At 53.5% G+C, this 26,959-nt stretch carries 27 protein-coding genes; 2 read left to right on the forward strand and 25 right to left on the reverse strand.

The window, feature by feature from the left end:
- Positions 1-327 precede the first annotated feature (327 nt).
- From KE531_01300 to KE531_01365, 14 genes are all read right to left on the reverse strand, one after another.
- Complete coding sequence (locus KE531_01300; protein MBR9952268.1) at positions 328-648, reverse strand: 2Fe-2S iron-sulfur cluster binding domain-containing protein; 321 nt, start codon at positions 646-648, stop codon at positions 328-330.
- Positions 649-2,481, reverse strand: a complete 1,833-nt coding sequence (locus KE531_01305) for an FAD-binding protein (protein ID MBR9952269.1) — start codon at positions 2,479-2,481, stop codon at positions 649-651.
- Positions 2,482-2,502: 21 nt separating this feature from the next.
- Complete coding sequence (locus KE531_01310; protein MBR9952270.1) at positions 2,503-3,195, reverse strand: L-2-amino-thiazoline-4-carboxylic acid hydrolase; 693 nt, start codon at positions 3,193-3,195, stop codon at positions 2,503-2,505.
- A 4-nt stretch (positions 3,196-3,199) separates the two neighbouring features.
- On the reverse strand, positions 3,200-4,576 hold the full coding sequence (locus KE531_01315) for an amidohydrolase (GenBank protein ID MBR9952271.1): 1,377 nt from the start codon (positions 4,574-4,576) through the stop codon (positions 3,200-3,202).
- Between the two features lie 12 nt (positions 4,577-4,588).
- Complete coding sequence (nhaC, locus tag KE531_01320; GenBank protein ID MBR9952272.1) at positions 4,589-6,040, reverse strand: Na+/H+ antiporter NhaC; 1,452 nt, start codon at positions 6,038-6,040, stop codon at positions 4,589-4,591.
- 227 nt (positions 6,041-6,267) lie between these two features.
- Positions 6,268-8,319: a sigma 54-interacting transcriptional regulator gene (locus KE531_01325; GenBank protein ID MBR9952273.1), complete on the reverse strand. Its 2,052-nt coding sequence runs from the start codon at positions 8,317-8,319 to the stop codon at positions 6,268-6,270.
- 5 nt (positions 8,320-8,324) lie between these two features.
- Positions 8,325-9,263: a hydroxyacid dehydrogenase gene (locus tag KE531_01330; GenBank protein ID MBR9952274.1), complete on the reverse strand. Its 939-nt coding sequence runs from the start codon at positions 9,261-9,263 to the stop codon at positions 8,325-8,327.
- Between the two features lie 12 nt (positions 9,264-9,275).
- Positions 9,276-10,454, reverse strand: a complete 1,179-nt coding sequence (locus KE531_01335; protein ID MBR9952275.1) for a pyridoxal phosphate-dependent aminotransferase — start codon at positions 10,452-10,454, stop codon at positions 9,276-9,278.
- A 12-nt stretch (positions 10,455-10,466) separates the two neighbouring features.
- Positions 10,467-11,219: a DUF108 domain-containing protein gene (locus KE531_01340; GenBank protein MBR9952276.1), complete on the reverse strand. Its 753-nt coding sequence runs from the start codon at positions 11,217-11,219 to the stop codon at positions 10,467-10,469.
- A 45-nt stretch (positions 11,220-11,264) separates the two neighbouring features.
- Positions 11,265-12,473 (reverse strand): pyridoxal phosphate-dependent aminotransferase, encoded by a 1,209-nt coding sequence (locus KE531_01345; GenBank protein MBR9952277.1) that lies wholly within the window; start codon positions 12,471-12,473, stop codon positions 11,265-11,267.
- Positions 12,474-12,613: 140 nt separating this feature from the next.
- Positions 12,614-13,576: a LysR family transcriptional regulator gene (locus KE531_01350; protein ID MBR9952278.1), complete on the reverse strand. Its 963-nt coding sequence runs from the start codon at positions 13,574-13,576 to the stop codon at positions 12,614-12,616.
- Positions 13,577-13,648: 72 nt separating this feature from the next.
- Positions 13,649-14,080: a RidA family protein gene (locus KE531_01355; GenBank protein ID MBR9952279.1), complete on the reverse strand. Its 432-nt coding sequence runs from the start codon at positions 14,078-14,080 to the stop codon at positions 13,649-13,651.
- Between the two features lie 17 nt (positions 14,081-14,097).
- On the reverse strand, positions 14,098-14,874 hold the full coding sequence (locus KE531_01360; protein MBR9952280.1) for a class I SAM-dependent methyltransferase: 777 nt from the start codon (positions 14,872-14,874) through the stop codon (positions 14,098-14,100).
- Positions 14,871-15,398, reverse strand: coding sequence for a shikimate kinase (locus KE531_01365; GenBank protein ID MBR9952281.1), 528 nt, complete (start codon positions 15,396-15,398; stop codon positions 14,871-14,873). Before KE531_01365 ends, KE531_01360 begins: the two co-directional genes overlap by 4 nt.
- Before the next feature lie 199 nt (positions 15,399-15,597).
- Here KE531_01365 and aroE point away from each other — a divergent pair, with 199 nt between their 5' ends.
- Entirely contained in the window at positions 15,598-16,467 is an 870-nt protein-coding gene (gene aroE, locus KE531_01370; protein ID MBR9952282.1) for a shikimate dehydrogenase, read from the forward strand.
- A gap of 68 nt (positions 16,468-16,535) precedes the next feature.
- Here aroE and KE531_01375 read toward each other — a convergent pair whose 3' ends face one another.
- The 5 genes from KE531_01375 to KE531_01395 form a co-directional block, all read right to left on the reverse strand.
- Positions 16,536-17,144, reverse strand: a complete 609-nt coding sequence (locus KE531_01375; protein MBR9952283.1) for a hypothetical protein — start codon at positions 17,142-17,144, stop codon at positions 16,536-16,538.
- Positions 17,145-17,269: 125 nt separating this feature from the next.
- Positions 17,270-18,046 (reverse strand): hypothetical protein, encoded by a 777-nt coding sequence (locus tag KE531_01380; GenBank protein MBR9952284.1) that lies wholly within the window; start codon positions 18,044-18,046, stop codon positions 17,270-17,272.
- Entirely contained in the window at positions 18,028-18,597 is a 570-nt protein-coding gene (locus KE531_01385) for an RNA polymerase sigma factor (GenBank protein ID MBR9952285.1), read from the reverse strand. The genes KE531_01380 and KE531_01385 overlap by 19 nt, the downstream gene beginning before the upstream one ends.
- Before the next feature lie 145 nt (positions 18,598-18,742).
- A complete protein-coding gene (locus tag KE531_01390; GenBank protein MBR9952286.1) occupies positions 18,743-19,621 on the reverse strand; it encodes a DMT family transporter in 879 nt (292 codons plus the stop codon).
- Positions 19,611-20,447 (reverse strand): helix-turn-helix domain-containing protein, encoded by an 837-nt coding sequence (locus KE531_01395; GenBank protein MBR9952287.1) that lies wholly within the window; start codon positions 20,445-20,447, stop codon positions 19,611-19,613. The genes KE531_01390 and KE531_01395 overlap by 11 nt, the downstream gene beginning before the upstream one ends.
- A gap of 138 nt (positions 20,448-20,585) precedes the next feature.
- On the opposite strand from KE531_01395, the gene KE531_01400 reads away from it, so the two are divergent.
- Entirely contained in the window at positions 20,586-21,329 is a 744-nt protein-coding gene (locus tag KE531_01400) for an IclR family transcriptional regulator (GenBank protein ID MBR9952288.1), read from the forward strand.
- Between the two features lie 46 nt (positions 21,330-21,375).
- Here the strand turns inward: KE531_01400 and KE531_01405 are convergent, their stop codons facing one another.
- The 6 genes from KE531_01405 to nrdR all read right to left on the reverse strand — a co-directional run bounded on the left by KE531_01405 (position 21,376) and on the right by nrdR (position 26,955).
- The gene (locus KE531_01405; GenBank protein MBR9952289.1) at positions 21,376-22,326 is read right to left on the reverse strand and encodes a hydroxymethylglutaryl-CoA lyase; all 951 of its coding nucleotides are present in this window, start codon (positions 22,324-22,326) and stop codon (positions 21,376-21,378) included.
- Positions 22,327-22,401: 75 nt separating this feature from the next.
- On the reverse strand, positions 22,402-23,274 hold the full coding sequence (locus KE531_01410; GenBank protein ID MBR9952290.1) for a CPBP family intramembrane metalloprotease: 873 nt from the start codon (positions 23,272-23,274) through the stop codon (positions 22,402-22,404).
- A gap of 150 nt (positions 23,275-23,424) precedes the next feature.
- Positions 23,425-25,254, reverse strand: a complete 1,830-nt coding sequence (locus KE531_01415; GenBank protein MBR9952291.1) for a bifunctional metallophosphatase/5'-nucleotidase — start codon at positions 25,252-25,254, stop codon at positions 23,425-23,427.
- A 64-nt stretch (positions 25,255-25,318) separates the two neighbouring features.
- A complete protein-coding gene (efp, locus tag KE531_01420) occupies positions 25,319-25,876 on the reverse strand; it encodes an elongation factor P (GenBank protein ID MBR9952292.1) in 558 nt (185 codons plus the stop codon).
- A 77-nt stretch (positions 25,877-25,953) separates the two neighbouring features.
- A complete protein-coding gene (locus tag KE531_01425; GenBank protein MBR9952293.1) occupies positions 25,954-26,490 on the reverse strand; it encodes a YqeG family HAD IIIA-type phosphatase in 537 nt (178 codons plus the stop codon).
- A gap of 9 nt (positions 26,491-26,499) precedes the next feature.
- Positions 26,500-26,955: a transcriptional regulator NrdR gene (gene nrdR, locus KE531_01430; protein MBR9952294.1), complete on the reverse strand. Its 456-nt coding sequence runs from the start codon at positions 26,953-26,955 to the stop codon at positions 26,500-26,502.
- Between the last annotated feature and the right edge of the window lie 4 nt (positions 26,956-26,959).

The following is a 26,959-nucleotide window of genomic DNA, read 5'->3' on the forward strand; positions in this document are numbered from 1 at the left end:
ATGATTCAAAGGGCTGCAATGGTTTTGGAAGATCTTTCCCGCTCTTTGGCAATATCATATACTTACCAGGGGAGCCATTGGGGTGTTATGCCAGCCGCCGGACGTTGTACGAAAGGGGGCTGGTGCTATCTGTCATAACGCTTGTTATACTTTTTATACGCAAAAAATAGCGCCCCCGCTCTGGTAAAGTAAGGCGCTATTTTTTAGCTAAAACTTGCCGGCGGCTGGGCTTCATCCAGTCAGCGGCTCTCTTGTTAAGTATATTATATGCCGATTATGACTGTTTGTCAAATGCAATTTCCGGCCTCGACAGACTTTTATCCTCCACTATTTTCCGCCCTTTTCCTGCCTCGTCACCAGATCCTTTATAACACGTCCGCCCGCCGGCTCCAGAACCACGTCTTCGCCCGTGAGAACCGTATTGCAGGCCAACCGCACGCTTCCGTTTACGCGCACGGCACAGCGGCCGCAAATCCCCTGACGGCAGGCACTGTGGGAATAAAAGCTCAAGGTTCCGTCCAGATGATCCCCGATGTATTCGAGAAGATCCATGACGGTTTTCCTGTCCTCCGCCTTAAATTCCACCTGAAATTCATCGTAATGAGGCGCCTCCTCTCCCGGGCGGAAGCGATACACCTTTGCCTTCATCTATTTCTCCTCCATATTTGCCATTCCCAGATCTTCCTCCAGGATGAATGTCTCATAATCTGTTTTACCTGCTTCACGCAGCGGCACACGCGTCACCACCGGCGGCCGGCTCGTCAGAACATCGTTCCCGCCTTCCAGCCGGCTTAAAATACGCACCTGCCAGGTTTCATTGTCGATGTACGGAAAGTCTTCCCGTAAATGGAGGCCTCGGCTTTCCTTCCTCATCTCCGCCATTTTCACAGCCGTCCGCGTACAGAGAAGCGTGTTTTCAGCCTCTAAAATCCGAAGGAGCTCCCGGTTATAGACGAGAGAAGACTCCCCGGCCCTTGCATGGGAAAGCTCTTTTTCCAGCCGGTCAAAGGCTTTTATGCCGTCCATCAGCGTTTCTTCCTTCCGCCAAAGCCCAAGCGCCTCATCTGATGCCTTTTCCATATCCTTTATGATGGCCCCGACGGGACGCCTTGTTTTCTCCGCCATGGCAGGCGCCTTTGGCAGATGGCTCTCAAGTCTCTCCAGCACCTCGCGGACGGACTCCTCTGCGCTCTCAATCTTCTCCTCGCCAAGTGCTGCCGCCGCGGCTTCCTCGCCTGCCTTATAGCCCTGCACCAGCATCTCCGTCACCGCATCTGCCACCCGGTTCGCCCCAAACACACCTCCGGCACATTCACCTGCTGCAAAAAGCCCCGGCACGCCGGTACGCATGGTCTCATCCACGAAAATCCCGCCAACACTGTATTCGCTTGCAAGCCCTACCTCAATCCGGCGTTTCTCCTTGATGATCCTTTTATACTCCAGAATATCGTTTCCATGGTATTTTCCCCGAGGATAAAAACCATCGAAATGATCCATCACACTCTCAAACATGGCGTCGATCTCCTCGTCAGTGAACCGATGGAAGTCGAAATAGATGCCGCCGTTTTCCGTCCCGCGTCCGTCCTTTATGGCCTTTCCATAATAGTAAATATGTACCAGCTTGCACATCTCACTTGTCTTTTCCATTTCCCGGAGAGATTCCGGAATCTCAATCCGGTTTCCGAAGCGGTCAACCGGATCATAGTCAAAGGCCTCGCGGAAGGTGCAGATCACCGGCAGGATCGACCCGCGCATCTCGTTGGGCTCGATGGCTGTGATGAGAAACAGCATGAATTCCATATCAGCTAAAGACGCACCTGCGCGGTAGGCCATGGCCTGGCCGTCGCCGGTCATGTCGGAATTCGTATTTTTTAAAGAATACGGCTGGTAGCCGCCGGTTCCTAAGATAACTTCCTTGGCCTCAAAACGGATCAGGTCTCCGCCGTAAAGATCCCATCCGACTGCTCCCGTCACACGTTCCCCGTTTTTTAGGAGACCGATGAGAACAACATCCTCATACACCCGGATGCCGCCTGTCTCCTTCACGCCTTCCGAAAGGGCTCGCCCCATGCCGCGGCCGGTCACGTCCCAGTTTCCGGGACGGTAAAATTTGAATTTCTGCCCTGCCGCTTCGCCCCATTCCTTGACTTCATAGACAATGCGCGGGCTCTCCTCTACGAACTGTTCCACCAGGTTCTGATCACTTAAGTTAAAACCATCGTTGCAGATGGAGCGGAACAACTCTTCTTTCGTGAACGTCGGGTCTGCTTCCGGAATATGGAAATCCCGGTAGGCACTCTCCCCGTCCATCCCGTAGGAGCCGCCGATCATGATGGTGTTGCCGCTGTTTCCCACCTTTCCCTTCGATACGAGGACGGTGTCGGCCCCCCGCCTCGCTGCCGCCACGGCTGCCGTGCAGGCGGCCCCTCCGCCGCCTGCCACTAAAACGTCCGCACGGATAGTAGTCTTGATTTCCAGCATAGTTTTCCTCTCCTTCGGATGTCAGATCAGATTGAAATCCACATTTTTATAGGACAAAAGCACGTCCGCCATTTCTTTCCCGTAGTCGTCCTCAAACTGCTTTAAAACAAAAACTGCTATCTCTTCTCCATTTGTCCCGAGAATCGCAGAAATGATTTCACGGAAGGTCTTATAACAGTGGCCGCAGTGGTAATCAAAGCCCTTCTGGTACTCGGCATGCTTATGGAATTCCTGGTTTTCCGAAAAGTTGGCGTCCCTGGAAATCTGGATGCAGTAACCACTCTCATGCATGCTCTGCGGCACCTCGTACACCAGCTCCGGGTTGAAGCCCAAAACCAGGGATTTGTCCACATATTTGCAGTAAAGTGTCCCGCATTTTTGCAGCCCCATCTCCTTAAACTGGGCCGCCCACGGGCACATGTACACCTTTTCCACATGATCCGGTGACCAGGAAACCGTCTCCCCGGAATTGGCGCAGCCCTCGGCCTTTACTGTTTCCGTATTTTTCCACTCCCCGTACTCCCGGTATGTGGTAAAGGTCAGCGGCTTTTTGTCACGGATGGCTCTCTGGGCCATCCGCGATCCCCTCTGCTCGGCATATCTCTGGGTGCACATGACAAAAATATGTTCCGCCTGCTCCGGATAATCCCTCATAAGCGCCTCATAGAACCGCCCCACCAGGTAGGCGTGATGCTTTTCCGTAAATTCCTTCATCTCTCTATTCCTCCGTATTCTGATATCCGTTTTTCTGTTTCTCCTCTTCAAATGCTGCCCATGCCTTCTTTATGAGCTCCGGATTCTTCAATAGCTCTTCTGCCGCCAGCACAAATACCTTTGCTGCCATCACAACACCTTTATGGGCAATGGAAGAGCCGCAGCATGCTGTGTAAAACCAGGAATGGCCCGGCGAACCGATCACCGTTGAGGCGAAGGAAAAGACGCCCGTGGGCACTTTAAGGCTGGCATCACCCACATCCGTAGACACGGCCATTACTTCTCCCTCCCGGTAAAAACCATCATAAATCCCCGTATGGAGCCCGCGGCAGATCGTCTCCTTCGTAAGGCCGTAATCGGCTTCTGCCCCGGCACAAAGCCCTTCCGGCAATTCTTTGGAAAGCTCTTCGGCAAATGCATAATCCGCTTCCTCCCAGGCCGGCGCCCCAACTGTCTTCATGGCCTTTAAAAGGACACCCTCCAAAACGCGGTTTCTTAAGACCTCCGAACAGGACGATACCGTTTCCTCCTCCCAGGAGGTCTCCGTCATGACGGAAGCGCCTTCTGCCAGAAGTTCGACCCGCCGCCTTAAATCCTTTGCCGCCTTTGAGGTCTTTGCCCGCACCGTGTACCAGACCTTCGCCTTCGCCGGTACCACGTTTGGAACCTGGCCGCCCTCAGTGATGACATAATGGATCCGTACGTCCGGCGTCACATGCTCTCTTAAATAATTGGCGCCCACGTCCATGAGCTCCACCGCGTCCAGGGCACTCCGCCCGTTCTGCGGGTCGATGGCCGCATGGGCCGTCTTTCCGGAGAAGGTAAAGATACCCGACCAGACGGCATTGCTCGTCCTGGCCCAGACGTAGCTCACGTCGTTGGGATGGCAGGAAAACAGGATATCACAGCCGTCAAAGAGGCCAGCCTGCGCCATCCGCACCTTGCCGATTAAAAGCTCCTCTGCCGGGCAGCCAAAAACAATCACCTGCCCTTTCACCTCTCCTGCCGCCACTGCCTTGGAAAGCGCGATGGCGCCTCCCAGGATCGCCGCCGCCAGCGCATTGTGCCCGCAGCCATGGCCGGAATCCGGGCATTCCCTACGCGCCTCCTTTTTTGTGTTCACAGTCTGGCTGAGTCCCGGCAGGGCGTCATATTCGGCCAGAAAGCCGATTTTCGGCCCTTCTGTCCCGAAGGAGGCGACAAAAGCCGTCTCCATACCGGCGGCGCCGGACTGTACGTCAAACCCCTGCTCCAAAAGGACTTTTTTCAGAAATGCGGAGGATTTTTTCTCCTTAAGGCCCGTCTCCCCATAACGCCAGACCGTGTCGTTTATGTCCGCCAGAAGTCCTTTTTCCCGGTCAATCCACTCGATTCCTTTCATAATCCTCTCCTCCTATGATTTCGCTTTCTTTCTCCTGAAAATCGGTGTCACCATGGTTCCGTCCGTCTTCGCAACGCCGATGCCGGTGATAGCCAGCACGATGCCGGTCAGGGCGCACATCCAGGAAAGAGGCATGTACATCCAGTATTCGGCAGGCCCGATTCCCAGCGTGGAAGCGATGAATGCACCGGCCATGCCCCAGGGGATGAGCGGCGCGCTGATGGTGCCGGTGTCCTCAAAGGTTCTGGAAAGATTTTTCTTATGAAGCCCGTACTCCTCGTAAATCGGCCCCACCATCTCGCCCATAACCGGATAGGTTACATAGTAGGTCACGGCAATCAGGATGAAAATCGGGTGCATGATCGTACAAAGGATCATGAGCTGCTTCGGCGTCTTCGCAAACTTCCGCACCTGCGTGAAAATCGCTTCTGCCGCTCCCGATGCCTTAATCGGAGCACCGAACACGGCGGCAGCAAGAACGATGCCGACGGTACTTAACATACTGTTGATGCCGCCGCGGTTTAAAAGGGAATCTACAATGTCGGTTCCCGTTTTTTCCGTGTACCCGGCGACAACGGCGCCCATGACGGCTGTGAACTCACGGCCCTGACAGACGACAGCCAGGATTACGGCTGAGGCGATGCCTGCCGCGAATGTCGGAAGGCACGGCTTTTTCATGACAATCAGCACCAGGACGATCACTGGCGGGATTACCATGATCGGGTTGATGACAAAATTCTCCTGAAGGGCATTCAGGATAATGGTATATTCTTCATTCTGGATGGTTCCGCCGCCGAACTGGAAGCCGAGCACCAGATATAAAATCAGGGAAACCACATATCCGGGAACCGTCGTATAAAGCATGTGAAAAACATGTTCCCTGAGATCCACGTTGCAGGAGGCCGCTGCTACGATAGTAGAGTCGGAAAGAGGCGACATCTTATCGCCGAAAAAGGAACCGACTACGATGGCACCTGCCACATAGGGAAGGGGGATTCCAAGGCCAAGAGCCACGCCCATGAGGGCAACGCCAAGGGTGGAAAGTGTTCCCCATGAGGTTCCCGAAGCCACTGACATGACCGAACAGGACAGACATGTTAATACAAGAAAATACCGCGGATTCATGATAACCATGCCGTAGTACATGATCGTCGGGATCGTCCCCGAAATCATCCAGGCTCCCACAAGCATTCCGATTTCCATCAGGATAATGACCGGAACGCCCATGGCACGGATCCCGACGGCGATCTGCTCTTCAATTTTATCCCATGGGATCCCGCAAAAACAAACGGCCACACAGCTTACAAGTGCCGCTGAAATAAACAGTACTAACGTCGTGTCCAGTTTAAAAAACAGCTTCCCCACCACGACCGTAAGAAGTGCCACAGCCACCATGGACAGGGCTTTCCCGACGCTTAACGCTTCCTTTGTTTCCTTTGCCGCCAGGGCTTTGCTTTCGTTCATTCATACTCTCCTTTCATTTCCATACCATTTGCTGCCTTTCCTATGCCGCAGTCCTGAACCTCCCCCTCAGCCTGTCGTGATTGGCATATGTCAGATGCCTTTTTATTTAGCAACCTTTATGCCAAGATTGTGGGGACGGCAAAATCCATGATTTTAGGCCCTTTTCCTGTAATAAACCAAAAGAAAAGATGGTTTAACTGGATTTTTCCCAATTAAACCATCTTATTTCACCATTTTATCGTTTCACGATTTTCCGCACGGTCTGCTTCCTCAAGCCGCCTCTTTCCGGCCTCGGTAATCCGCGTCCCGCCTCGGCCTCTGGAAACCTCAATCCAGCCATTTTCCCGCAGTTTTTCCAGATACACACGGATTTCTGCCTCTGAGACCGGGACGCCGAAACGTCCCAGAGCCTCTGCCAGGCGCTTTCTCCCGATTTTTTCTCCGCTCTCCCGGCAGTTCTCCAGCTCTTTTAAAATAAGAAGCTCCGGCTCCTGGCCTGCTTCCTTCGCGTCCTTTCTCTCCCCCCTTAAAAGCAATCTGGCTTCCTCCTGCATGTATTCCGGGAAATCCTCCAAATGGATGGTATCTTTTTGCACAATGGAAAGATACGACACGCAGTTTTGAAGCTCCCGCACATTCCCCGGCCAGGAATACCGCAGCATGAAATCCATGGCTTCCCTGCCGATGTTTTTTTTGATTTTGTTTTTCTTAAAAAATTCCGGCAGCATGTCATAAATGTCCCTGGCCCGCTCCCTTAATGGCACAGTCTGAAGGATCAGGGTGTTTAACCGGTAATAGAGATCCAGCCGGAACTTCTTTTCCTTTACCAGACGGCCCAGATCCTGATTCGTAGCCGAGATAATCCGTAAGTTTACAGGGATGACTTCTGTGCCGCCGACGCGAACCACCTCCTGCTCCTGAAGCACTCTTAAAATTTTCGCCTGGACATTTAAGGACACATCTCCGATTTCGTCCATAAATAAAGTACCGCCGCTTGCCATCTCGAAAATTCCGGCGCGGCCGTTCTTACGCGCGCCGGTGAATGCCCCATCGCTGTATCCAAAAAGCTCGCTCTCTAAAAGAGAATCCGTAAGAGCCGCACAGTTAAAGGCCAGAAACGGGCCGTCCTTCCTTGGCGATGCCTGATGGATGGCCTGGGCAAACAGCTCTTTTCCTGTCCCGCTCTCCCCCTGAATTAAAATCGGAAATTCCGTGCCGGCAAACAGCCTGGCCTTTTCCTTTACCGCCCTCATGGCCTGGCTGGAGCCCAGGATATCGTCGAAACCATATTTGATTTCGCCCCGCTTCGTCCGCTCCCCGGCATAGCGGGTATAAAGGCTGCGGACAGCATCCAGACTTTTAAGCACATAAACCGTCCCGGCATGTTCTTTTTCCTCTGCCGGGTTTTTCGTCAAAAGATACCGCTTTCCGTTAATTGTCACGGGGAAGTTGTGAAGCTCTCTGCCATCTTTTGACGGGCCCGCCGAAAGCTCCGGGAGAAGCTCCGATATTTCCCGGTCCAACATATAGGAAGAGGCGTTTCCCAAAAGCCCACGGGCCGCCTGGTTAAACATCATGAGCTTTCCTTCTGCGTCTGTGATAAAAACAGCGTCGTCAAAATTCTCCAAAAACCTCTTCTGACCGAAGGAAAGACTCCTCCCATTCCTCGTAAGCTCCGTAATTCCCCTGTTTACGGAGATCACATTCTGCCCATATGCAAAAATCATGTCAATGGAATCCTGGTTGAGACAGTCGAGGCGGCTGCATATCTCGATTAAGGTCAAAGGATCCAGGCACCGCTCCCCGATGTCAAGCACCCGTTCGATGTAATCCGGAATCACCGCAAACTCGTTTGGCGTGATGGCCGACCGAATATGAGAATAGTCCTCGGTACAGCCGGGATAAAACGGGATCAGTTCAATGTTTTTTACATCCAGGGCATAGAGAAGCGCCACCGTCTCGAGGGCCAGCTCCTGGGTATTGTTTACCACAAGGGCCTTTTCCTCGCCGCCGATGGCTTTTAAGCGGTCGTACATGCTCCGCTGGATTGTGAGCCGCAAAACAATTAACTCCGTGCCGCCCATGAGAAGCGGCGCCACCTGCTTCGCCGTCTCCTCGCTGATGGCGACAACCAGATCGCAGCGGATCTGGCCCGGCATCTCCTGATTGACGAGGAGCATGCCGAAATCGGCATACTCCCCAAGCATTTTCTCAAGCTGTTCCCGGATATACTCCGATACGCGCCGTCTCGTGCAGGCGAGAATCACTTTTTTCTTCATACTGCCTACACAATCCTCCCCACCGTACTCCCATTCTCAAAAAACGTCACAATATTTTCCGCCGCAATCCGCGACACCCGCGTGGCCGCTTCCTTCGTCGTCGGCGCATAGTGAGGCGTGACAATCACGTTTTCCATGGAAAACAGCGGGCTTTCGGGATCGAGTGGTTCTTTTTCCGTCACATCGAGTCCGGCGCCGGCCAGGCGGCCGTCTTTTAGCGCCTGGATCATGGCCGCCTCATCTACGACAGGGCCGCGGGCGACGTTAATCAGGTATGCGCCCTTTTTCATGATGGAAAATTCCGGCTCCCCAATACAGTGATGCGTCTCATCAGAGAGGTAACAGTGAAGCGTTAAAAAATCAGACTCCCTAAGCACCTGCTCACGGTCTTTTAAAAGCTCTGCCCCGTCCGGTACCGTCTCGATATACGGATCATAGACGAGTACCCGCATTCCGAAGCCATGGGCGGCCATGGACGCTACGCGGCTTCCGATTTTTCCGCAGCCGATGATCCCCAGCGTCTTTCCCGAAATTTCCACGCCTTCCCGGTAATTTTTGGCGGCAAAGCCAATGTCCTTATAAGCCTTTGCAACCGGCACCACGTTTTTCGCAAGCGACAAGAGGAGTGCCATGGCATGCTCCGCCACGGAAAGGCCGTTGGCGTCCGGCGTCGTCGTTACCGCGATTCCAAGCTCCTTCGCCGCCTCCAGATCAATATTGTCCACGCCGACACCGTGTTTGCTGATGATTGTAAGATTCGGCGCGCTTTCCATGAGCTCCCTCGTGATCGGAAGAATCCGCACAAGAAGTGCCTCGGCATCCTTTATTTTTTCCGCCAGCTCTGCTTCCCCGATGGTCTCCATCTGCGTTACCTGATGGCCCTTTTCTTTTAAAAGCCCGATGCCGGCAGGATTGATTTTTTCTGATATCAGTACCTTTGCCATATGTGCTCTCCTCTATTTATCCAGTTTCCTTACTGCGTCTGCCAGCCGCTTTGTACCTTCCACAATATTCTCATAACTGTTTGCAAAGGACATCCTCAGATACCCCTCCCCGGATTCGCCGAACACGCTTCCGGGAACCAGTGCGATCCCGGCACTTTCCAGAAGATAACCGGCAAGCTCCTCGCTTGACATGCTCAGAGGTTTTGCATTGATGAAAATATAAAAGGCACCCTCCGGACATTGGCAGCTCAAACCGGGAACTTCGTTGATAGCCTTCACGGCATAGTCCCTCCGCCTCTGGTACTCTTTGACCATCGCTTCCACCTCATTTGTCTCCTCCCTAAGCGCCGCAATGGACGCCTTCTGGACGAAAGACGGCGCACAGGTCACGTTATGCTGGTGGATCTTATTCATGGCCGCGATAAATTCCTCCGGCGCCGCCGCATAGCCAAGCCGCCAGCCAGTCATGGAATACGTCTTAGACATGCCGTTTAACGTGACTGTCCTCTCCTTCATGCCAGGCAGGGAGGCGATGCTCACATGGGTATTGCCGTCATACACAAGCCGCTCATAAACTTCGTCTGCCACCACCAGAAAATCGTTTTCCTGTGCAAGCCTGGAAAGCTCCAAAAGGTTCTCCTCTGACAAAATGCTTCCGGTGGGATTATTGGGCGTTACGAGAACAAGAGCCTTTGTCTTTTTCGTAATCTTCCCCCTGATTTCGTCCAGATCCATCTGCCAGCCGTTCTCCTCACGCAGGCGGTAACTCACGGGAACGGCTCCGAGAAGCCGCGGCACATTCACATAGTTCATCCACACCGGATCCGGCACCAGGATTTCGTCTTCCTCGTCAAGGATGGTGCAGAGCAGATCAAAAATCGCCTCCGAAAGACCGACAGTCACGAGGATTTCCTCTGCACGGTAAGGAATGTGGTTCTGTTTTTCAAGCTTTTCTGCGATGGCCCTGCGAAGTTCCATGTCGCCATAGTTGGACGTATAAAATACATCCCCCTGCTTCAGGCTTTCGATACATGCATTTTTAATATAGTCCGGCGTATCAAAATCCGGGCGCCCAATTTCAAAATGGATCACATGGCGGCCCTCCCGCTCCATGGCAAGCGCCTTCTCATTGACCTTCCGTATTCCCGAGGGGAGAATCCGATCCATTCTCGCTGCAAGTTTGTTCTTCATAGGCCGTCTCCTCTACACAAACCGGAAGCCGTCCCCGCCCAGAACCCGCTCCAGGCTCCCGCAGGCGGAAAGAGGCACGTATTTTCCTGAAACGCCGCCCTCGGAAAAACTGGAAACCTGAATCGTAAAGTTGATTCCCGGCCCCTTCAGGCTGATTTTATGGGTATTGGTGTTCACGGACGGATCTGCAATGATTTTGGAATGCGTCTTATCAAAACCGATGCCTGCCAGAGCCACCGCCGCGTGGACGTTGACATTTTTCGGATAAAGCCCCGTCGCTTCCCTGGCCGTGCCCTCAAACAGGATGGTATATTCCGTATCGTCACGTCCCAGGCTTTTGGGATTTTTGATAGTCTCGATGCTCACAGACGTAAAAGCCTCCCGGCCGTCAAAGATCCCGTCCAGTCCCAGGATGGCCCCATGGGGCAAAAACACGCTTCTATTGTATTTCCCGCAGGCAGCCCGCATCCGGCCGGCCAGACCGTCATCCCGGAAGGCCGTCATGGAAAACGGCATATAATCACAGTGCCTTAAAATCATCTCCCCATACTCTGCCGTCACCTCTCCCGCGGCGCACTCCACCACGAGGTCAAGGCCTGAAACCATGTCCTCGGTGAGTTCATGAACCACCTTCACGCCGCAGATTTCCTCTTCCGTCACATAGGGATCATAGATGAAAACCGGCTCTGCCAGCTTTCTTTCAAGGACATGCTCTGCCATGCTCCTTCCAATCTTTCCGCCTCCCAAAAATCCGATCTTTTTCATACGCGTCTCCTTTCCTGCCGGATGCGGGCCCCTGCCGGGAGCCGTTTATTTGCGGTAGCGTTCCATAACCGCAAACAGCCGGTCTATGGCTGCCACGGCCTTCTCCTTATCCTGGGAGAAGTTAATGCGGAACTGATGTAAAAACTGCGGCCCGAATTCCGTGCCCGGAGTCACGGAAACGCCGGCCATCTCCCGCACGATGCGGATGAACTGGTGGAGAGAAACCTCCAGTTCCGGAATCGTCACGAACAGATAGCTTCCGCCGTCTGTGGGCCTTGCAGAAACGCCGGGAACCTGGCGGATCCGCTCCATGAGGGCATCGCGGATTTCCATATGCTTTTTCACACGGTCTTCCATAAAGCCCTCCGGCTCGTTAAACCACGACTTAAAGACAGCCTGGTTATAACCGCTGCACCGGAGCGCCATGATGGCCTGGAGCTTCTCCATCCGGTCGATGACTTCCTCCGTCCCGAAGGCCGCGCCAAGGCGGTAGCCGCTTAAGGACTCGGTCTTGGACGGGCCGATGATGGTGATTAAGTTGTCCGGGATTTCTTTCTGGGCACAGAGATGGGTGTACTCCACGCCCGGATAGACCTGGCGGGAGTAAAGCTCGTCAACGATCAGCGTCACGCCGTACTCTTTCGCCATGGCTGCGATTTTCGTGATCTCCTCAAAAGAATACACGCAGCCCACCGGGTTGTTGGGATTGGAGAATAAAAACAGCTTTACGCCGTCCTTAAACGCCGCTTCCAAAGCCGCAAGATCCAATCCGGCACCTTTCGTCACATTCATGTAATCCATGGAAACCGGCACCAGCTCGCCGTGGAAAAACTCTACCATCTTCCGGTTGGCAAAATAATCCGGCTCCACAATGGCCACCTTGTCCCCGGGCATGATATTGCTGCCCATGGCAAGGAACAGGGCACCCTGGGTTCCGGGCGTCAAGATCAGGTTCTTATCCGGCTCGATCTTTGCACCCATGAAGTTTGACAGGCTCTCTGCCACATGAGACAGGATTTCCTTCCGCCCGCGGTACGGCGTGTAGGCCTGGGAAGCTCCCTCTCTCACGCCTGCGGCAAAAATCTCAAAACTCCCCGGAATCGGTTCGTGGGCATCCACATCCCCGTGGGAAAAGTCCACAGGCGCCCCGGGAATTTTCTCCCCTCTTAAATCCAGAGCTGTCTCCTTCTGAAGGCTCTCCTGGCCCGGCGCATTATCAATCCCCAGTTTGTCGAATTTTTCTTTGATTGTCATAATCATTCCCCTCCGCTATTTTTATATTCATAGCCGTTCTGGTCTGTTTTCATCATAGCACCAGATACGGTCTGATGTCCAATATCCAGATACTCATATTCTTATGTCCCAACCGGAATACCGTGAAAGAAACTCTTTCATCAGCCCGGAAGCGGATAGCTTTTCATGTACTCCATGAAAGCTTTCTGTTTTCCCGTGGCCTGCTTTCCGCCGTTATAAAAGACACGGATCTGGCGTACCATATCGGGATGTCCCACCTTGTAAAACAGGAGATTTTCCGTCTCCCCGGCATAGTATGGGATGCTGGCACGGGTAAAGGTAACGCCCTGGCCGGCGTCCGCCAGATAGTAGGCTGTAAGAAGCTGATCCAGTTCCATGACGATGTCCGGCTCAAAGCCTGCGTCCCGGCAAATTTTAAGGCCCCGCCTGTGCATGTCGTTCCCCTGCTTCAAAAACAGGAACGGCTCTCCCGAAAACCGCTCCATGGGAACGCTCTCAACGTCAGGCTCCCGGAATCGGCCGTCTTTGATATCCTCGAACCGGAGACTGTATCCGGAAAGCTCCCGGTTCACAGGAAGGCTTCTGGGGACAGCCAGGATGATGGTCTCGTTCTGAAGAAGGAACGAATCAAACTCCGCCTTCATGCCTTCCTCCACGGAAATTCCCAGATCCACCGCACCGGCCCGGAGGAACTTTTTTAAGTCGCTGTCGTTGGTCTCAATCAGGCGGATCTGGAAATCGGGATTGTCCATGAGAAATGCCGACAGGATCGGCGGCAGCACATAGGTACAGAAAAAAGACGGCGCGCCGATTCTCACGTCGCATTTTTTCTGGCGGCAGATATCCGCCCGGTACTGCTCCATCTCCCCGTAAAGTTCCTTGATCCGCTTAAAGTAATCCAGGAACACCTCGCCCTCCGGCGTGACTCTTAAGGGCACGGAGCCACGGTCAAAAATGGCCGTCCCCAGGCCTGTCTCCACACGCTTTACGATTTTGCTGAGGGCAGGCTGCGAGATATAACATTTTTCTGCGGCGCGGGAAATGCTCCGCTCCTGCCATACGGCTAAAATATACTGGATGTCACGGATTTCCACCGGTTCCATGCCAAACCTCCCTTCCTGACAGAAGCGGCCGCCCGGACAAAGGCCATTTCGTCCAGGCGGCCATCTTCTCTCTTATGCTGTCTTTGTGATTCCTGCCGTGATGGAAATTTCCACCGGCGCGTTTCCCGGAAGGGAAGCCACTCCCACGGCAGCCCGGCTCCCGACGCCGGCCTCGCCCAGTTCTTCACAGAAATATTCCGATGCGATATCGGCAATCTTGGACTGCTTGGTAAAGCCCTCTTCTGCATTCACGTAAACCGTGATGGAAAGGATCCGGGCAATCTTCTCCCCTTCGGCGAGCGTGTTCCTTGCTGCCGTCAGGGCGTTCTTTGCCGCCTGGCGGACGGCCTCCGTGTACTCTTCCACGGAATCCTCCAGACGGATTTTCCCCTCCTTAATCAGGACACCGTTGTCCCTTGGCGTCATCCCTGCTGTAAAAACCATGTTTTCAAACCGGACAGCCGGGACGTATTTCCCCTGCGGGATTGGGTTTTTCTCTCTCATCTCTCTGCAACTCCTTCTCATTTTTTATGTAAATCCAATGCAGGCTTTACGGCCTTCATCCTAAGCCGCACATAATCGCAGTACCAGGTGCCGTCTTTATAAAGCACCAGGCGCAGCCGCCGGACGGCCGCCCGCAGGATTTCTTCCTTCTCTTCCTCAGAAATCCCCTCAAAGGGCGTCTTCACAAACATCAAAAGCCAGTCCAAAAGCCCATCTTCTCCCTTAAGCTTCGTGGGCCGCTCAAACAGCGTCCCGTAAACCACGAGAAAGCCAGCCCTCTCCAAAAGCGCCGCGTATTCTCCGATGGTGGGGAAATAGAACGGCATCCGGTAGGCATGTCCGCGGGCCTCAAACGCTTCCTTTAACGCGCCATGGATCTTCGCGTTGTTCCCGTATCCGCCCATCTCGAATACGAACTGCCCGCCGTCCTTTAACGCCTCAAAAACGCACGCCATCATGTCCGGCTGGCGCTCCTTTGCAATCCAGTGGAAAACCGCGTTGGAAAACACGGCGTCAACAGGATGATCGAGGGAGAATCCGGCCGCGTCCCCCTCAAGGAAGGAAAGCTCGGGATACTGGTTTCTGGCGGCGGAGAGAAGCTCCTTTGACGCATCAAGCCCCACGGCGTTCCATCCCTGATCCGCCAGCGCCTTCGTCAAAGCCCCGTTCCCGCAGCCGAGATCCAGGACTGTACCGCCTGCTTTCTTCTCCAAAAGCCCGATCACATCGTTTCCATACTGATGGACGAAGGAAAAATCGGCCGTATATTTTTCGGCATCCCATTTGATGTTCATGAGCGCATTCCCTCCTGCCCTGTTTTCAGGATTTCCAGACAGATCTCTTCGGCCGTCTTCCCGTCCGTCGCCACAGAAAAATCGGCGGCAGCTTCGTAGCGCGGCCGGCGCGTTTCCATGAGCTCCTTGATGTACTCCAGGTTCATATGCCCGTTTAAAACCGGGCGGTCGCCGCTGTCTTTTACGCGCTCAAAAATCGTCTCCGGCCGAGCCGTCAAAAGAACGATCTTTCCCATAGACTTCATAAGCCTCACATTTTCCTCCCGCAGCACGGCACCGCCGCCGCAGGAGACGACGGCCGGCTCTCGATCCAGCAAGCTTTTTAGGAAGCCTGTCTCCAGATCCCGGAAGTGCTCTTCCCCATACTTTCTAAAAATTTCCCTGATTTCCATGCCCTGACTCTCTGTGATGGCATCATCCATTTCGATGCGCTTTGCGTCCGCAAGGCGTGCCAGGCAGGCCGCGTTGGTGCTCTTCCCGCTTCCCATGAAACCGATCAGGAAAATATGACCGTTTAATTCCATACCATGTTTTCTCCTCTGTTTTTGGCTGGTTCCAGGGGTAAGTGCCGCTTTGCAGGCAGGCCTGCGTCAGATTTTTGGCTTTTTGACCCTGGCATTTACCAAAAAGTATAGCAGAATTTTCTCTCCGTTGCAATCCTTGCGGCAGGCTGATATAATAGACAGGAACTTTCCATTTGATAAACATTCAGGAGGACATTCTATGACCAGTTCCATCACAGGACATACAGGGCTCATCTGCCTTCTGGGAAGCCCCTGTTCCCACAGCATATCGCCCATGATGCACAACGCGGCCTTTGAGGCCCTTCATTTAGACTACTGTTATCTGGCCTTTGACGTGGACGAAGAGGCGCTTCCGGCCGCCGTGGAGGGCTTAAAAGCCATGCATGCCCGCGGCTTCAATCTGACGATGCCCGACAAAAACCGCATGGCCGGGCTCTGCGACCGCCTTTCCCCGGCGGCGGAAATCATCGGCGCCGTCAATACCGTCGTAAACGACGGCGGCATTTTGACCGGCCACAACACCGACGGCGTCGGATACATGCGCTCCGTAAAGGACGCAGGCTTTGACATCCTCGGGAAAAAGATGACGCTTCTCGGCGCAGGCGGGGCTGCCACGGCCATTCTCGTTCAGGCGGCCTTGGACGGCGTGGCGGAGATCTCCGTTTTCCTGCGGCCCTTAAGCCGGTTCTTTTCCCGCGCAGAGGAGACTGCCCGGATCTTAAGAGAGCGGACGGACTGCAAAATCACGCTCTGCGATTTCGGAGACTTGGATTTATTAAAAAAAGAGCTCTCCGAAAGCGCCATCCTGACAAACGCCACCTCCGTAGGCATGGCACCGGACGAAGACGCCTGCCCGGTTCCCGACGCCTCTTACCTTCCCCAAACCCTGATCGTCTCCGATATTATCTACAATCCAAAAGAGACGAAGCTTTTAAAGATGGCGCGGGAAAACGGCTGCCCGGCCTTTAACGGAAGCTATATGCTTCTCTACCAGGGCGCCGAGGCCTTCCGCCTCTGGACCGGGATGGAGATGCCGGTGGAGGTGGTGCGGGAGAGGTTTTTCCGGTAAAAGCTCGCAGAAAAAGGCCGTTCCCGGCATAGGGTTCTCCCCGTCGGAAACGGCCTTTTTACGGCAATTTAATCCAGATATTTCCTGATTTCACTTTCTGTCAGGCCAAATTTTTTCTGAAGCCTGGCGATGATCTCCGCCTCCGGAAGATTGTCATCCCTGTAAGCCTCGATCAGCCCATAAATTTTTCCCTGCTCCATGCCTTTTTCTAGGCCTTGCTCGATCCCTTTTATGAGCCCCTTTTCGATTCCCCTTCTCTCAACACCTTCACTCAAGTTGCACATCAGCGATACCTCACTTTCCAGGCTATGCGTCATTTCGATTGAAATTAGCCGAATCTGCTCCCCGGAAGACGGTACCATGGCCTGAAAACGGATGTCATAGGTGATTTTCCCCTCCGTTATTGTCACGTCTTCGTTCTCCATACTGGAAATCATCGGCGCACCAGAAAGTGCTTCCTCATCGGGATGCACCGGCACATCCGCTACACTTGGTTTTCCTTCGATGTACTGATCTGCAATTTCCTTTATGCCGCAGTCCCGAAATTCCTCCAGGCAGTTTTTCATAATCCATGCCAGGATCATCTTGTCCGACAGCAGCCGTCTGCACGCAGCATCATACCTCGCTTTATCATCTGCAATGTGAATGTTGTTTGCGATGGTTGTACTTACCTTCAATAAGCGGCCCTCCTGTGTCTTATATTTTACCACAGCCCAAAACAGTTTTCCATACCTTTTCTCGCAGAATCCCCGCGCCGCTTTCTCTGCGGCCCGGGGATTCCGTCTCATCAAGTCTTATGTCATCAGCTCTCCACAACTTCCTTCGCCATCTGGAACATCTCTTCCGCCGTTATGGCCTCATCAAAGGTAAAGAGGCTGTATGTGATGCCGCCGTCCTCCCACTGAACCATGGAAGAAACCATCTCTTCAATCTCACTGCTTCCGTAAGCGAGATTCAGCTTCCCTTCCTCGCTAAGCTTCTGCTCCTCCTCCGTCGGCACATAGTCCGGCGGCACGAATTTATTCTGCATTCTGGAATACCGAAGCACCACGCCGTTATCCAGCGTCATGGACAGATCCGCCTCAAAATCCAACGGCAGCGAGGAATAGACGCCCTCAAAGTTTACGGATTCACTGCCTTCCCGCTCGTAAATGACAGACATGGCCGTTCCTGCTTCAATGGTATTCCCATCTGCATCCTGCGCTTCGGAATGATGGGGGACTGCTTCTGCAAACGCATATCCATTTGAGAATTCTTCCACCATCTTCACATCTGTGCGGTAGCTTTTCTGCATCTCTTCTGCCGCAGCATAATCATTTACAGCCTCATTCCGGTTGCTGTGCGAAATGTAAACAGCAGCCTTTCCAAGGCCCATTGCCGTCATGCCGCCCATCAGGCATACGGCCGCCGCCGCTGCCGCCATAACTTTCCAGCTTCTATGTCTCATATTCCGTTCCTCCTTTAGCCTTCGGTGAACCGCCGCCTGCATCCTCTGCCTTTCCAGGATGCCGTCATGGACGCCGGATGCCTGTTTGTTAAGAGCCGCCTCGATTTTTTTATCTAAGATAAAATCGTCCATGTCTTTTCTCCTTTCTGTTCCATGTCCTCCAAAAGCTTCTTAAGCCTGGCCTTCCCGCCAAAGAGACGCGATTTCACGGTTCCCTCCAGGCAGCCGCAGACCTTTGCGATCTCGCGGATGGACATCTGGTTGTAGTAATACAGGACAATCACGGTCCTCTGTTTTACCGGCAGCGACTCAATTGCCCGGCAGATCTCCCGCTCCTCTTCGTCCCGGATCACCTCGGAAAGCACGCTGGAACTGCTTGGGCGTTCCTCGTAAACCTCCTCCGCCGGCTGTTCCCGCCGTCTTCTTTTGCAGATCCGCCAGGCATTCCGTGACAGGCTTTTATAAAACCAGCTCCGGAAGGCCTCGGGATTTTTGATCTGGCTCCGGTTCAAATAACAGGAAACAAAAGTCTCCTGGACAATATCCTCACTGTCCGCATGGTTTCCTGAAATCAGATATGCTGCCCTCAGAGCCTCCGCCTGATACTGTTCCATTAACCGGTCGAACGCGTCCATGTCGCCGGATATCATCTTCTTTACCAGCTCCGCATCTTCCATGCATATCCTCCTTCTCATGTTTTTCGGTGCACCTGCCTTATAGAGGACGCTGGGAGGAAAAAGGTTCATTTTTTCGGCTGTCTTTTTTATGGAACATACTGGAAGCCCCATTTTCGCCGGAACATCTGACGTTTGCCGCTGCCGCGCTTAATCAGGCCCTTTTATACTCCGAAATCACCAGCCCCAAAATCGCCAGTGCCGTCCCTGCCGCCGAAAGCCACGTCACCGGCTCGTCCAAAATCAGGACGGAGGTCACAATGGTAACGACCGGAACCATGTAAATATAAATGCTCGTCCTCACAGCTCCAAGAACCTTCACCGCATAGTTCCAGGTCACAAAGCACATGGCTGACGCGCCAAGGCCGAGATAGATGATGTTTAAAAGATACGTCATGTTCCCGAACCGCGAAAGGCCAATTTCAAAATCAAAGAAAAACAGCGCCGGCACCATGAACAGGAGCCCGTAAAAGAATGTCCGCCGTGTCGTCAGAAGAATGGGATAGCCGAAGCCTGCGATCTCCTTCGTAAGAAGGGAATAGCATGCCCACACGAAGGCCGCGGCGGCCGCCAGGAAATCTCCGAAGGGATTTAACTCAAACTGCGCGCCGTTAAAGCTCACAAGGATAATCCCTGCCATGGCGGCGGCAAAGCCGATGAAGAAGCCGGCGCCGAGTTTTTCCTCCGACCTGGCAAACCTCCTGGATAAAAGTGCCGTAAAAAACGGCGCCACAGAAATAATCACACTCACATTGGCCGCCATCGTATAGGTCAGGGCGATGTTTTCTAAAAGGTAATAAAGGCAGATCCCGCAGAGGCCGGCGGCCGCGAAGGTCAGCTCCTGCCTGCGGCCCACACCGGTAAGCCGCCTCGGGCAGACAAGCCAAAGTGCCAGGTATCCCATCACAAACCGGAAAAACAGGATCTCCACCGGCTGGAACGCCTCCAAAAGAACCTTGGTGGAGATGAATGTCGTCCCCCATATGATGATTGTTGCCAATGCGGCCGCATGCCCGATCCGTTTACTTTCCATCCTGTTTTTCCTCCTTTTTCTTTTCCCGGAACATATCCCGGTACACGCCGGGCGCAAGCCCCGTAAAGCGGCTGAAATAATTAGTAAAATGGCTCTGGTCGGAAAACCCTGTCCGCACAGCCGCCTCCAACGGCGCCGTTCCCTGTTCCAGAAGCCGCCGCGCCTCATTGACCCGGACATTTTCCAGGTACCGGTACGGCGTAATCCCCTTTTCTTTTAAAAATGCCCGGCAGAGCGCCGACTTGCTGAGGCCGGCGTAACGGCAGATATCCCCTAAGGAAATGTGCTCGGCAAAATGTGCCGCCATAAATCCGCATGCCAGGCCGATCTCCCCGCGGCACGTCAGGCCTTCTGTTTTTGTCCGTCCGCCGTTTCTTTCCATGAGCGCCGAAAGAAACGCAAAAAACGCCTCTCCCTTTTCCTGGCTGTCTCCTCTCATCAGCGCTTCATGGATTTCCTGAAAACAGCCTGCCATGCTGCCGTCAGAAATCACATTTTGAGAAAACACCGGGAGCCCTCTCTGCCCGGCCGCCTGGGAAATCTCTGCCATGGCCGCCTTTGAAACAGAAAAGCCGCAAAAGCCAAAGGCATCGCCGCCACTCTGTGTGCACCCGTGGTTCTCGCCCGGGTGGAACACCACCAAATCCCCCGGGCCGATGAAAACTTCCCGGTTTCGCAGGGAAAGCGTGCGCCGGCCGCTCTCCACGCATCCGATGACATAATGCTCGTGGAAATGGGGCGGGAACGGCCGCACCATCCCTTCAAACCGGTAGGCTTCCACCTTTAATTTTCTGTCATAGACGGCCGTCCTGACTTCTTTTTTCATATGCCTCAAATCCTCTCCCGGGATATTTTACATCGAAATCACAAAAAAGTCTTGTAAAATATCTTCATTTCCCGCCGGTTTACATTTTTCGGAAAAATGGTTATAATAACCTTATCTTACAAGCAAGGAGAATTCATCATGCCGCCTGATTACAGTGTACGATCCGTAGAACGCGCCCTGGCTATCCTGGACTGCTTCAGCGTAGAGCATACCTCTTTTTCGCTGGTGGAGCTTGCCAAGGAAATCCAGCTTTCCGCCAGTACGACGCTGCGCCTGCTTTCCACTCTGGAGAAAAACAACTATTTGTACCGGAACCCCTCCAACAGCCGCTACTATCTGGGCGCCCGCATTGCACAGCTCGGCAATGCCGTCTTCACCAACATGGACATCTGCCAGGAGGCCCAGCCCTTCCTCCAGGATCTGTGCAAAAAATACAATGAAAGCGTGGGAATTTATGAGCGAAACGGGGATCTGCGCGTCTGCATCGCCAGAATCAACAGCAACCAGACCCTGCGCTCCGTCCTCATGGTGGGGAATACATATCCGCTGACCCGCGGCGCCGCAGGAAGGGTGCTGCTCGCCCATATGCCAGCCGCCGACCAGGAACGCCTCTTAAAAGACGATCCCTTCACCACCATGGATGCCCTCGTTCAGGTGAAAAAAGACGGCTATACCATCAGCGAAGGCGAACGTGACCCGGCCGTCGAATCCATCGCCGCTCCCGTCTTTGACGCAGACGGAAACGTGTCCGATGCCATCTTCTTAACAGGGCCGGCAGGACGCTTAAGGAGCCGTTTCCGGCCGGATCTCATCGAAGACTTATGCCAGGCAGCCCTGAAGCTTTCGATCCAGATGGGCTACCGGCCCGCGGAAGAAAAATAGGCGGCCCCAAAAGAGCCGCCTTCCAGCCGGGCCTGTGCCCGGATTTCTACTTTCCTGTCTGATTTTTGATCTGCCCTTTGGGGAGTTCCCGCAAAAGCTCGCTGGCTTTTCCCGCCCGCAGAATATAGCTGTCAGTGCTGTGGCCCAGCATGGAAACCACCTTCCGGCTGATGGCGATGGCCTGATCCAGATCGATTCCCGTGGCAATCTTCATCTGCCCGCACATATGGAGCACATCCTCAGTCGTCACATTCCCGGCCGCCCCCGGCACGAACGGACAGCCGCCGACGCCGGCAAAGCTGGTGTCAAAATGGGTAAAACCTGCGTCCATGCCTGCCAGCACATTTGCGATTCCAAGGCCGCGGGTATTGTGGAAATGGAACCACCAGTCCACCTGCGGGTATTCCCGCTTCATCTCCTGCCCCATCTCATAAACCTGACCGGGATATGCGACACCGGCCGCATCCGACAGGGAAATTTCCGTAATTCCCACGTTCAGATACGCCTCCACCACCCGCTTTACGTCATCCACCGGGATCTCCTTATCCCAGGGAGAGCCGAAAGCCATGGAAATGGAGCCGGAAATCCCGATTCCTGTCTCCTTCGCCTTTTCCACGCATGCCGCAAACCCGGCGACGCTTTCCTCCGGCGTACAGTTTAGATTCGCCAGATTGTGAGCCCTGCTGGCCGAAACATTTAACTTCACCTTTTTGCAGCCGCAGGCCGCCGCCCTCTCCACGCCGCGGAGATTGGCAATCAGCGCCCGGTACTCCACGCCGGGATACGGTTCGAGCCGCCGGAAAACCTCGTCCGTATCTGCCATCTGCGGCACAGCCCTGGGACTTACAAAGCTCCCGACCTCAATAAACCGGAAGCCCGCCTTTCCCATATCGTCGATCAGTTCCACCTTCTGTTTTGTCGTCAGCGTGGATTTCTCGCTTTGCAGGCCGTCTCGCGGCCCCACCTCACATAAGACAATTTCCTTTCCGTATTTCATAGCGCTTTCTCCTTGTTTTCATATAACAAAAATAATTTTTATTATATGAAATTATACACCATGAAAGTTCCCATTTCAACTGGAAATTGAAGATTTCCCGCGAATATCTGGCTTTTGCCTCCCTTTCAGGACAGCAGCCGTCACAAGGCAGCAGAAAATAACGGCCGCAGCGCCTAAAAAAGCGCCGGCAGCAGGCGATGCCGCCATAATATACGGCTCAGATTCCAGCACATAAGTAAAAAATACCCCCGTCTCCGGCTCCAGGCTCACAGAAACAATCCTGTCCCCCGCCGCAAAAATATCCCATGATGCATGGATCAGCACGGCGCCCCAGATGGAATTGTCATGAAACGTCACCAGGGTAAACAGAGAGCAGAGCGAAACATATAAAAGAATCCTGGATGCCAGAACCGTAAAATCTCCCCCGCTTCCATACACATGAGGAAGAACAAAAAAGAAGGTCGACACCAAAAATGCGCCCGCCTTTCCCAATCGCCGTTCACACAGACTCAGCATATAGCCTCGGAATGCCGCCTCCTCCACGAGACCGCTGCAAATTCCGGTATAAAAGAGGGAGTAAAACAAGTTCTCCAGATGCTCTTTTGTCAGGCGGCTGCACATCTGCCAGCTTCCCCTGCTCCCCATGCATGCCGCGGCAAAAAGGAAAACCGGCAAAAGAACGGCCCAGAAAACACTGAGAAAGCTTAAACGGAAGCTGGTAATCCTGCACTCCGGCATGGTCAGGCCGCTCATGGAACAGAGCTTTCTGACAATCAAAAATGTCAGGCCGGCATAGACGAGAAACCGAAGAAAATATCCCAACGGGAAAAAGACTCGGGCAATTCCCGACGTAAGGGAGCCGGCAAGAAGAACACAAAACATACAAAGAAAAGACAGGGCTATGGCACCCGGAAGGTTTTTGACATAGGAAGAAGTGTTTTGAGTCATAGGAGGCCTCCTTTTGGATGTGACGGTTCTTCTGGTATTATGGCGTTATGATATCATAAGCAGGCGATTTTTGTAAACACAGACCATATGCATACACCACGAAAAAGCCCCCAAAGCGCCTTCCCGCGCCCCAGGGGCTTATCATCGTTCCTATTTGATTGTAATCCGCCCGGCTCCCATGGGGTTCTCATACCCGTCCTTCACGCTTCCGCCCAGGAAATCGCGGACATAAGCCGACAGCGTATCCACATCAACCATCACATCATCCTTGATGATCTCACAGCCGTTAAACATCGCCATGCCGCTGCCGCCGTTCTTTAACATATAGTTGTGAGAGGCCACCGTGTATGTCTTCTGGGGATCCAGCGGCTCGCCGTTCACCAGAATATCCCTTACGCGGTACTCGCCCTCGACGCCGGTAAAATTCTGCTTGTCGTCAAGCTGGACGCCGGACGGCACGGACGTATCAATGGTGAAGGTCAGGCCCGATACATGGAGGAAGCTGCCACTCTCCTCCGGAAGGAACCTTGCCCCCATCTCGAGAGCATCCCAGATCTGCTGTCCTGTCACCCTGGCCGCACAGATCATATTGCCGAAGGGATAGACATTTAACATGTCCTCATAGGTGATGTCGCCGGCCGGGATTCCTGTACGGATTCCGCCGCCGTTCATGAGGCCGATATCCGTCCCCAGCACAAAGCGGTATGCATCAGCACAGAAATCGCCAAGGTTCGTTTCTTTGCTTCTGACAGCCCTGGCCCCGGTTTCCGGGTCGCTTTCCGCGAGGTCAACGTCGGTATGCCCCAGAACAGTCTTTAAGGACTCTTCATACTGGCTTTCGATGGCCGCAATGAAAAGATCCGTCTCCGGATCTGTCTGCTTTCCTTCTTCGGCTTCGCTGCTGCCCGGTACCTTGAGCACCATGCCGGCATAGATCAGGTTCGGATCCTTTATCGTATCCCGGTTAGCCTCATAGATATTCGTCCATGCCGAATAAGAGCCCAGCTCCCGCTTGGCAATGCGGCTCAAGCTGTCGCCGCTTTTCACTGTGACCGTCTTTTCGCCGGACGCCGGAATCTCCTTTACAAGCTCTGTTTTGATGGCGCCGTCCGGCGTGATCGTAAGCTTTCCAAGGGCATTTAACTTTGTGCCGGTCTGGGCCACAGGAATCATGTCCCCGTTCTTATTCTCCATGAACTCCTCATACTCCTGGTGGGAATGGCCGTCGATCACGGCGTCGATGCCCGTCGTGTTCTTTATGACGGCTCCGGCGCTCCATTTTTCCGTGATGCCGTCTTTTCCGAGATGGCCCACCAAAATCACATACTCGGCGCCTGCGGCCCTGGCCTCATCGGCCGCCGCCTGGACTTTTGTATAAAGAGCCTCTCCCGTCTCATCCTCACAGAATCCGTAAATATACTGTCCGGACGCGTCCTGGAAGTAAGCCGGCGTCGATTTCGTAAAGCTTTCCGGTGTGGTGACACCCACAAATGCCACGTCCACATCGTCAAACCGTTCCATCTTGTAGCCCGGAAGCTTCGTCTCTCCCGTCTTTAAATCCATGAAATTGCAGGAATAATAGCCGCAGGAAAGCAAATCCGAAAGCTCCAGAAACCGCTCCATGCCGTAGTCAAATTCATGGTTTCCCGGAATCGCAAAGTCATAGCCGATCTCGTTCATGATGTCCACGATGTAGCCGCCGTCCGAAAGCGTCCCTATGGGTGCGCCCTGGATGGCATCGCCGGCATCCAGAAGGAACACGTACGGCGTCTGCGCTTCCATCTGCTTCTTATAGAGCGCCACGCCGGAATAACCGATCCCGTCTTCAATGCCGCAGTGAACGTCGTTGGTGTGCAGGATTATAATGTCCTGGTCGGCCGCAAAAACCGTGCCTGCCGAGAGCAGCACAAGGAACGCGGCTGACAAAAATCCTGCCGTCATTTTTCTGATTCTCATCCTCTTCCCCTCCTGTATGTGCATATTAAAAAACAAAGGGCTCCACAGCCGGTTTTCCTGCCATGAAGCCCTGATGTTCCATTTTAAATTATGCTCTGGAAAGATACTCGCCGGTACGCGTATCAATCTTAACCTTGTCGCCCTGGTTTACGAACAGCGGAACGCTGATCTGTGCGCCAGTCTCAACGATAGCCGGCTTGGTTGCACCCGTAGCCGTATCGCCCTTGAAGCCCGGCTCCGTATCGGTGATCTCCAGCTCTACGAAAAGCGGAGCCTCAACGGAGAATACGCTTCCGTTGTAGGAGCAGACCTTGACAACCTCGTTCTCCTTCACGAACTTTAAGGCATCGCCGACGATGTCCTTGTTGAGGGCAATCTGCTCATAGGTGTTCATATCCATGAAATTATATAAATCGCCGTCCTCATACAGATACTGCATGTCCACACGGTCGATTCTTGCAGACGGGAATTTCTCAGTCGGGCGGAAGGTTCTCTCCACAACACCGCCGTTGATTACGTTTTTCAGTTTCGTTCTAACAAAAGCAGCGCCTTTTCCAGGCTTTACATGCTGGAATTCGATGATCTGTACAACCTGTCCGTCAATCTCAAGCGTAACGCCATTCCTAAAATCACCAGCTGATACCATAAATGATATTCCTCCTTAAAAATCTCTTTCTTCTTATGGCTGATTCTATCCTATTCTATACTATTATCCAGCCGTTTTCAACTGTTTTTTACAAAATCCTCAGCCTGTCCCTTCCGTTTTTTCCGTTCCCGCCGGTAAAACCAGAGCACCACGGCCTCCAGCCGCCGCTTTAAGACGATCTGGATCTCCTCTTTGGGATTGATGGGCTTTACGAGGATCGAAAAAACCCCGGTGCGCCTGGCACCCCAGACGTCCGTAAAAAGCTGGTCACCGACAAACACCGTCGTCTCCCGGCTTGTCCCCATTCGTTCCATGGCTTTTTCATAGCCCTTTTTCGACGGCTTGTTCGCCTTAAAAAGATACGGGCTTTTTACCTCGTTGGCGAAAGGTGAGACACGCGGCTCTTTATTATTGGAAAGGATGCAGGTTTCAAAGCCGATGGCACGAAGCTCCTCAAACAGCGCCTTCGCTTTCCCGTCAGCCGGCGCTCCATGGGGCACCAGCGTGTTGTCCACGTCGAAGATGATGCCGCGGTATCCCTTTTCATAAAGCCTTTTGTAGGGTATCCCATATGCATCTTTCTCATAACGCTCCGGGTAAAATGTCTCTAACATGCGGCTCCCCTACTTATTCTTGAGGAACTTCTCCAGTTCCTCCATAAATGCATTGACGTCCTTGAACTCCCGGTACACCGATGCGAACCGGACATAAGCCACCTCGTCCACATCCTTTAATTTCCGCATCACCAGCTCGCCGATCAGGTTCGCCGGGATCTCCCGCTCCTCCATGCCGAAAATCTGGTTTTCGATTTCGTCGATCATCGTGCTGATCTGATGGGAAGCCACGGGACGCTTATGGCAGGAAAGAAGGATTCCCTTTTCTAACTTGGCGCGGTCATAAGTCTCTCTGGAATTGTCCTTTTTAATCACCATGAGCGGCATCGTCTCCAGCTTTTCGTAGGTCGTGAACCGCTTCCCGCACTGCTCGCACTGCCTGCGGCGCCTTATGGAGCTGTTGTCATCCGCCGGCCTGGAATCAATGACCTTCGTATCGGACGCATTGCAGAACGGACATTTCATGCGT

The organism is Eubacteriaceae bacterium Marseille-Q4139 (genome assembly GCA_018223415.1).
Classification (GTDB): domain Bacteria; phylum Bacillota; class Clostridia; order Lachnospirales; family Lachnospiraceae; genus CABSIM01.

Excerpts from the sequence above, each read along its gene's own strand:
- nrdR (MBR9952294.1), bottom strand. The coding sequence starts at position 26,955 with ATGAAATGTCCGTTCTGCAATGCGTCCGATACGAAGGTCATTGATTCC.
- KE531_01300 (MBR9952268.1), bottom strand. The coding sequence starts at position 648 with ATGAAGGCAAAGGTGTATCGCTTCCGCCCGGGAGAGGAGGCGCCTCAT.
- efp (MBR9952292.1), bottom strand. The coding sequence starts at position 25,876 with ATGGTATCAGCTGGTGATTTTAGGAATGGCGTTACGCTTGAGATTGAC.
- nhaC (MBR9952272.1), bottom strand. The coding sequence starts at position 6,040 with ATGAACGAAAGCAAAGCCCTGGCGGCAAAGGAAACAAAGGAAGCGTTA.
- KE531_01345 (MBR9952277.1), bottom strand. The coding sequence starts at position 12,473 with ATGACAATCAAAGAAAAATTCGACAAACTGGGGATTGATAATGCGCCG.
- KE531_01390 (MBR9952286.1), bottom strand. The coding sequence starts at position 19,621 with ATGGAAAGTAAACGGATCGGGCATGCGGCCGCATTGGCAACAATCATC.
- KE531_01325 (MBR9952273.1), bottom strand. The coding sequence starts at position 8,319 with ATGAAGAAAAAAGTGATTCTCGCCTGCACGAGACGGCGCGTATCGGAG.
- KE531_01350 (MBR9952278.1), bottom strand. The coding sequence starts at position 13,576 with ATGGAACCGGTGGAAATCCGTGACATCCAGTATATTTTAGCCGTATGG.
- KE531_01400 (MBR9952288.1), top strand. The coding sequence starts at position 20,586 with ATGCCGCCTGATTACAGTGTACGATCCGTAGAACGCGCCCTGGCTATC.
- KE531_01360 (MBR9952280.1), bottom strand. The coding sequence starts at position 14,874 with ATGAACATCAAATGGGATGCCGAAAAATATACGGCCGATTTTTCCTTC.
- KE531_01335 (MBR9952275.1), bottom strand. The coding sequence starts at position 10,454 with ATGAAGAACAAACTTGCAGCGAGAATGGATCGGATTCTCCCCTCGGGA.
- KE531_01410 (MBR9952290.1), bottom strand. The coding sequence starts at position 23,274 with ATGACTCAAAACACTTCTTCCTATGTCAAAAACCTTCCGGGTGCCATA.
- KE531_01395 (MBR9952287.1), bottom strand. The coding sequence starts at position 20,447 with ATGAAAAAAGAAGTCAGGACGGCCGTCTATGACAGAAAATTAAAGGTG.
- KE531_01305 (MBR9952269.1), bottom strand. The coding sequence starts at position 2,481 with ATGCTGGAAATCAAGACTACTATCCGTGCGGACGTTTTAGTGGCAGGC.
- KE531_01340 (MBR9952276.1), bottom strand. The coding sequence starts at position 11,219 with ATGAAAAAGATCGGATTTTTGGGAGGCGGAAAGATTGGAAGGAGCATG.
- KE531_01405 (MBR9952289.1), bottom strand. The coding sequence starts at position 22,326 with ATGAAATACGGAAAGGAAATTGTCTTATGTGAGGTGGGGCCGCGAGAC.
- KE531_01310 (MBR9952270.1), bottom strand. The coding sequence starts at position 3,195 with ATGAAGGAATTTACGGAAAAGCATCACGCCTACCTGGTGGGGCGGTTC.
- KE531_01380 (MBR9952284.1), bottom strand. The coding sequence starts at position 18,046 with ATGGACGATTTTATCTTAGATAAAAAAATCGAGGCGGCTCTTAACAAA.
- KE531_01315 (MBR9952271.1), bottom strand. The coding sequence starts at position 4,576 with ATGAAAGGAATCGAGTGGATTGACCGGGAAAAAGGACTTCTGGCGGAC.
- KE531_01365 (MBR9952281.1), bottom strand. The coding sequence starts at position 15,398 with ATGGAATTAAACGGTCATATTTTCCTGATCGGTTTCATGGGAAGCGGG.
- aroE (MBR9952282.1), top strand. The coding sequence starts at position 15,598 with ATGACCAGTTCCATCACAGGACATACAGGGCTCATCTGCCTTCTGGGA.
- KE531_01330 (MBR9952274.1), bottom strand. The coding sequence starts at position 9,263 with ATGGCAAAGGTACTGATATCAGAAAAAATCAATCCTGCCGGCATCGGG.
- KE531_01425 (MBR9952293.1), bottom strand. The coding sequence starts at position 26,490 with ATGTTAGAGACATTTTACCCGGAGCGTTATGAGAAAGATGCATATGGG.
- KE531_01415 (MBR9952291.1), bottom strand. The coding sequence starts at position 25,254 with ATGCACATACAGGAGGGGAAGAGGATGAGAATCAGAAAAATGACGGCA.
- KE531_01355 (MBR9952279.1), bottom strand. The coding sequence starts at position 14,080 with ATGAGAGAGAAAAACCCAATCCCGCAGGGGAAATACGTCCCGGCTGTC.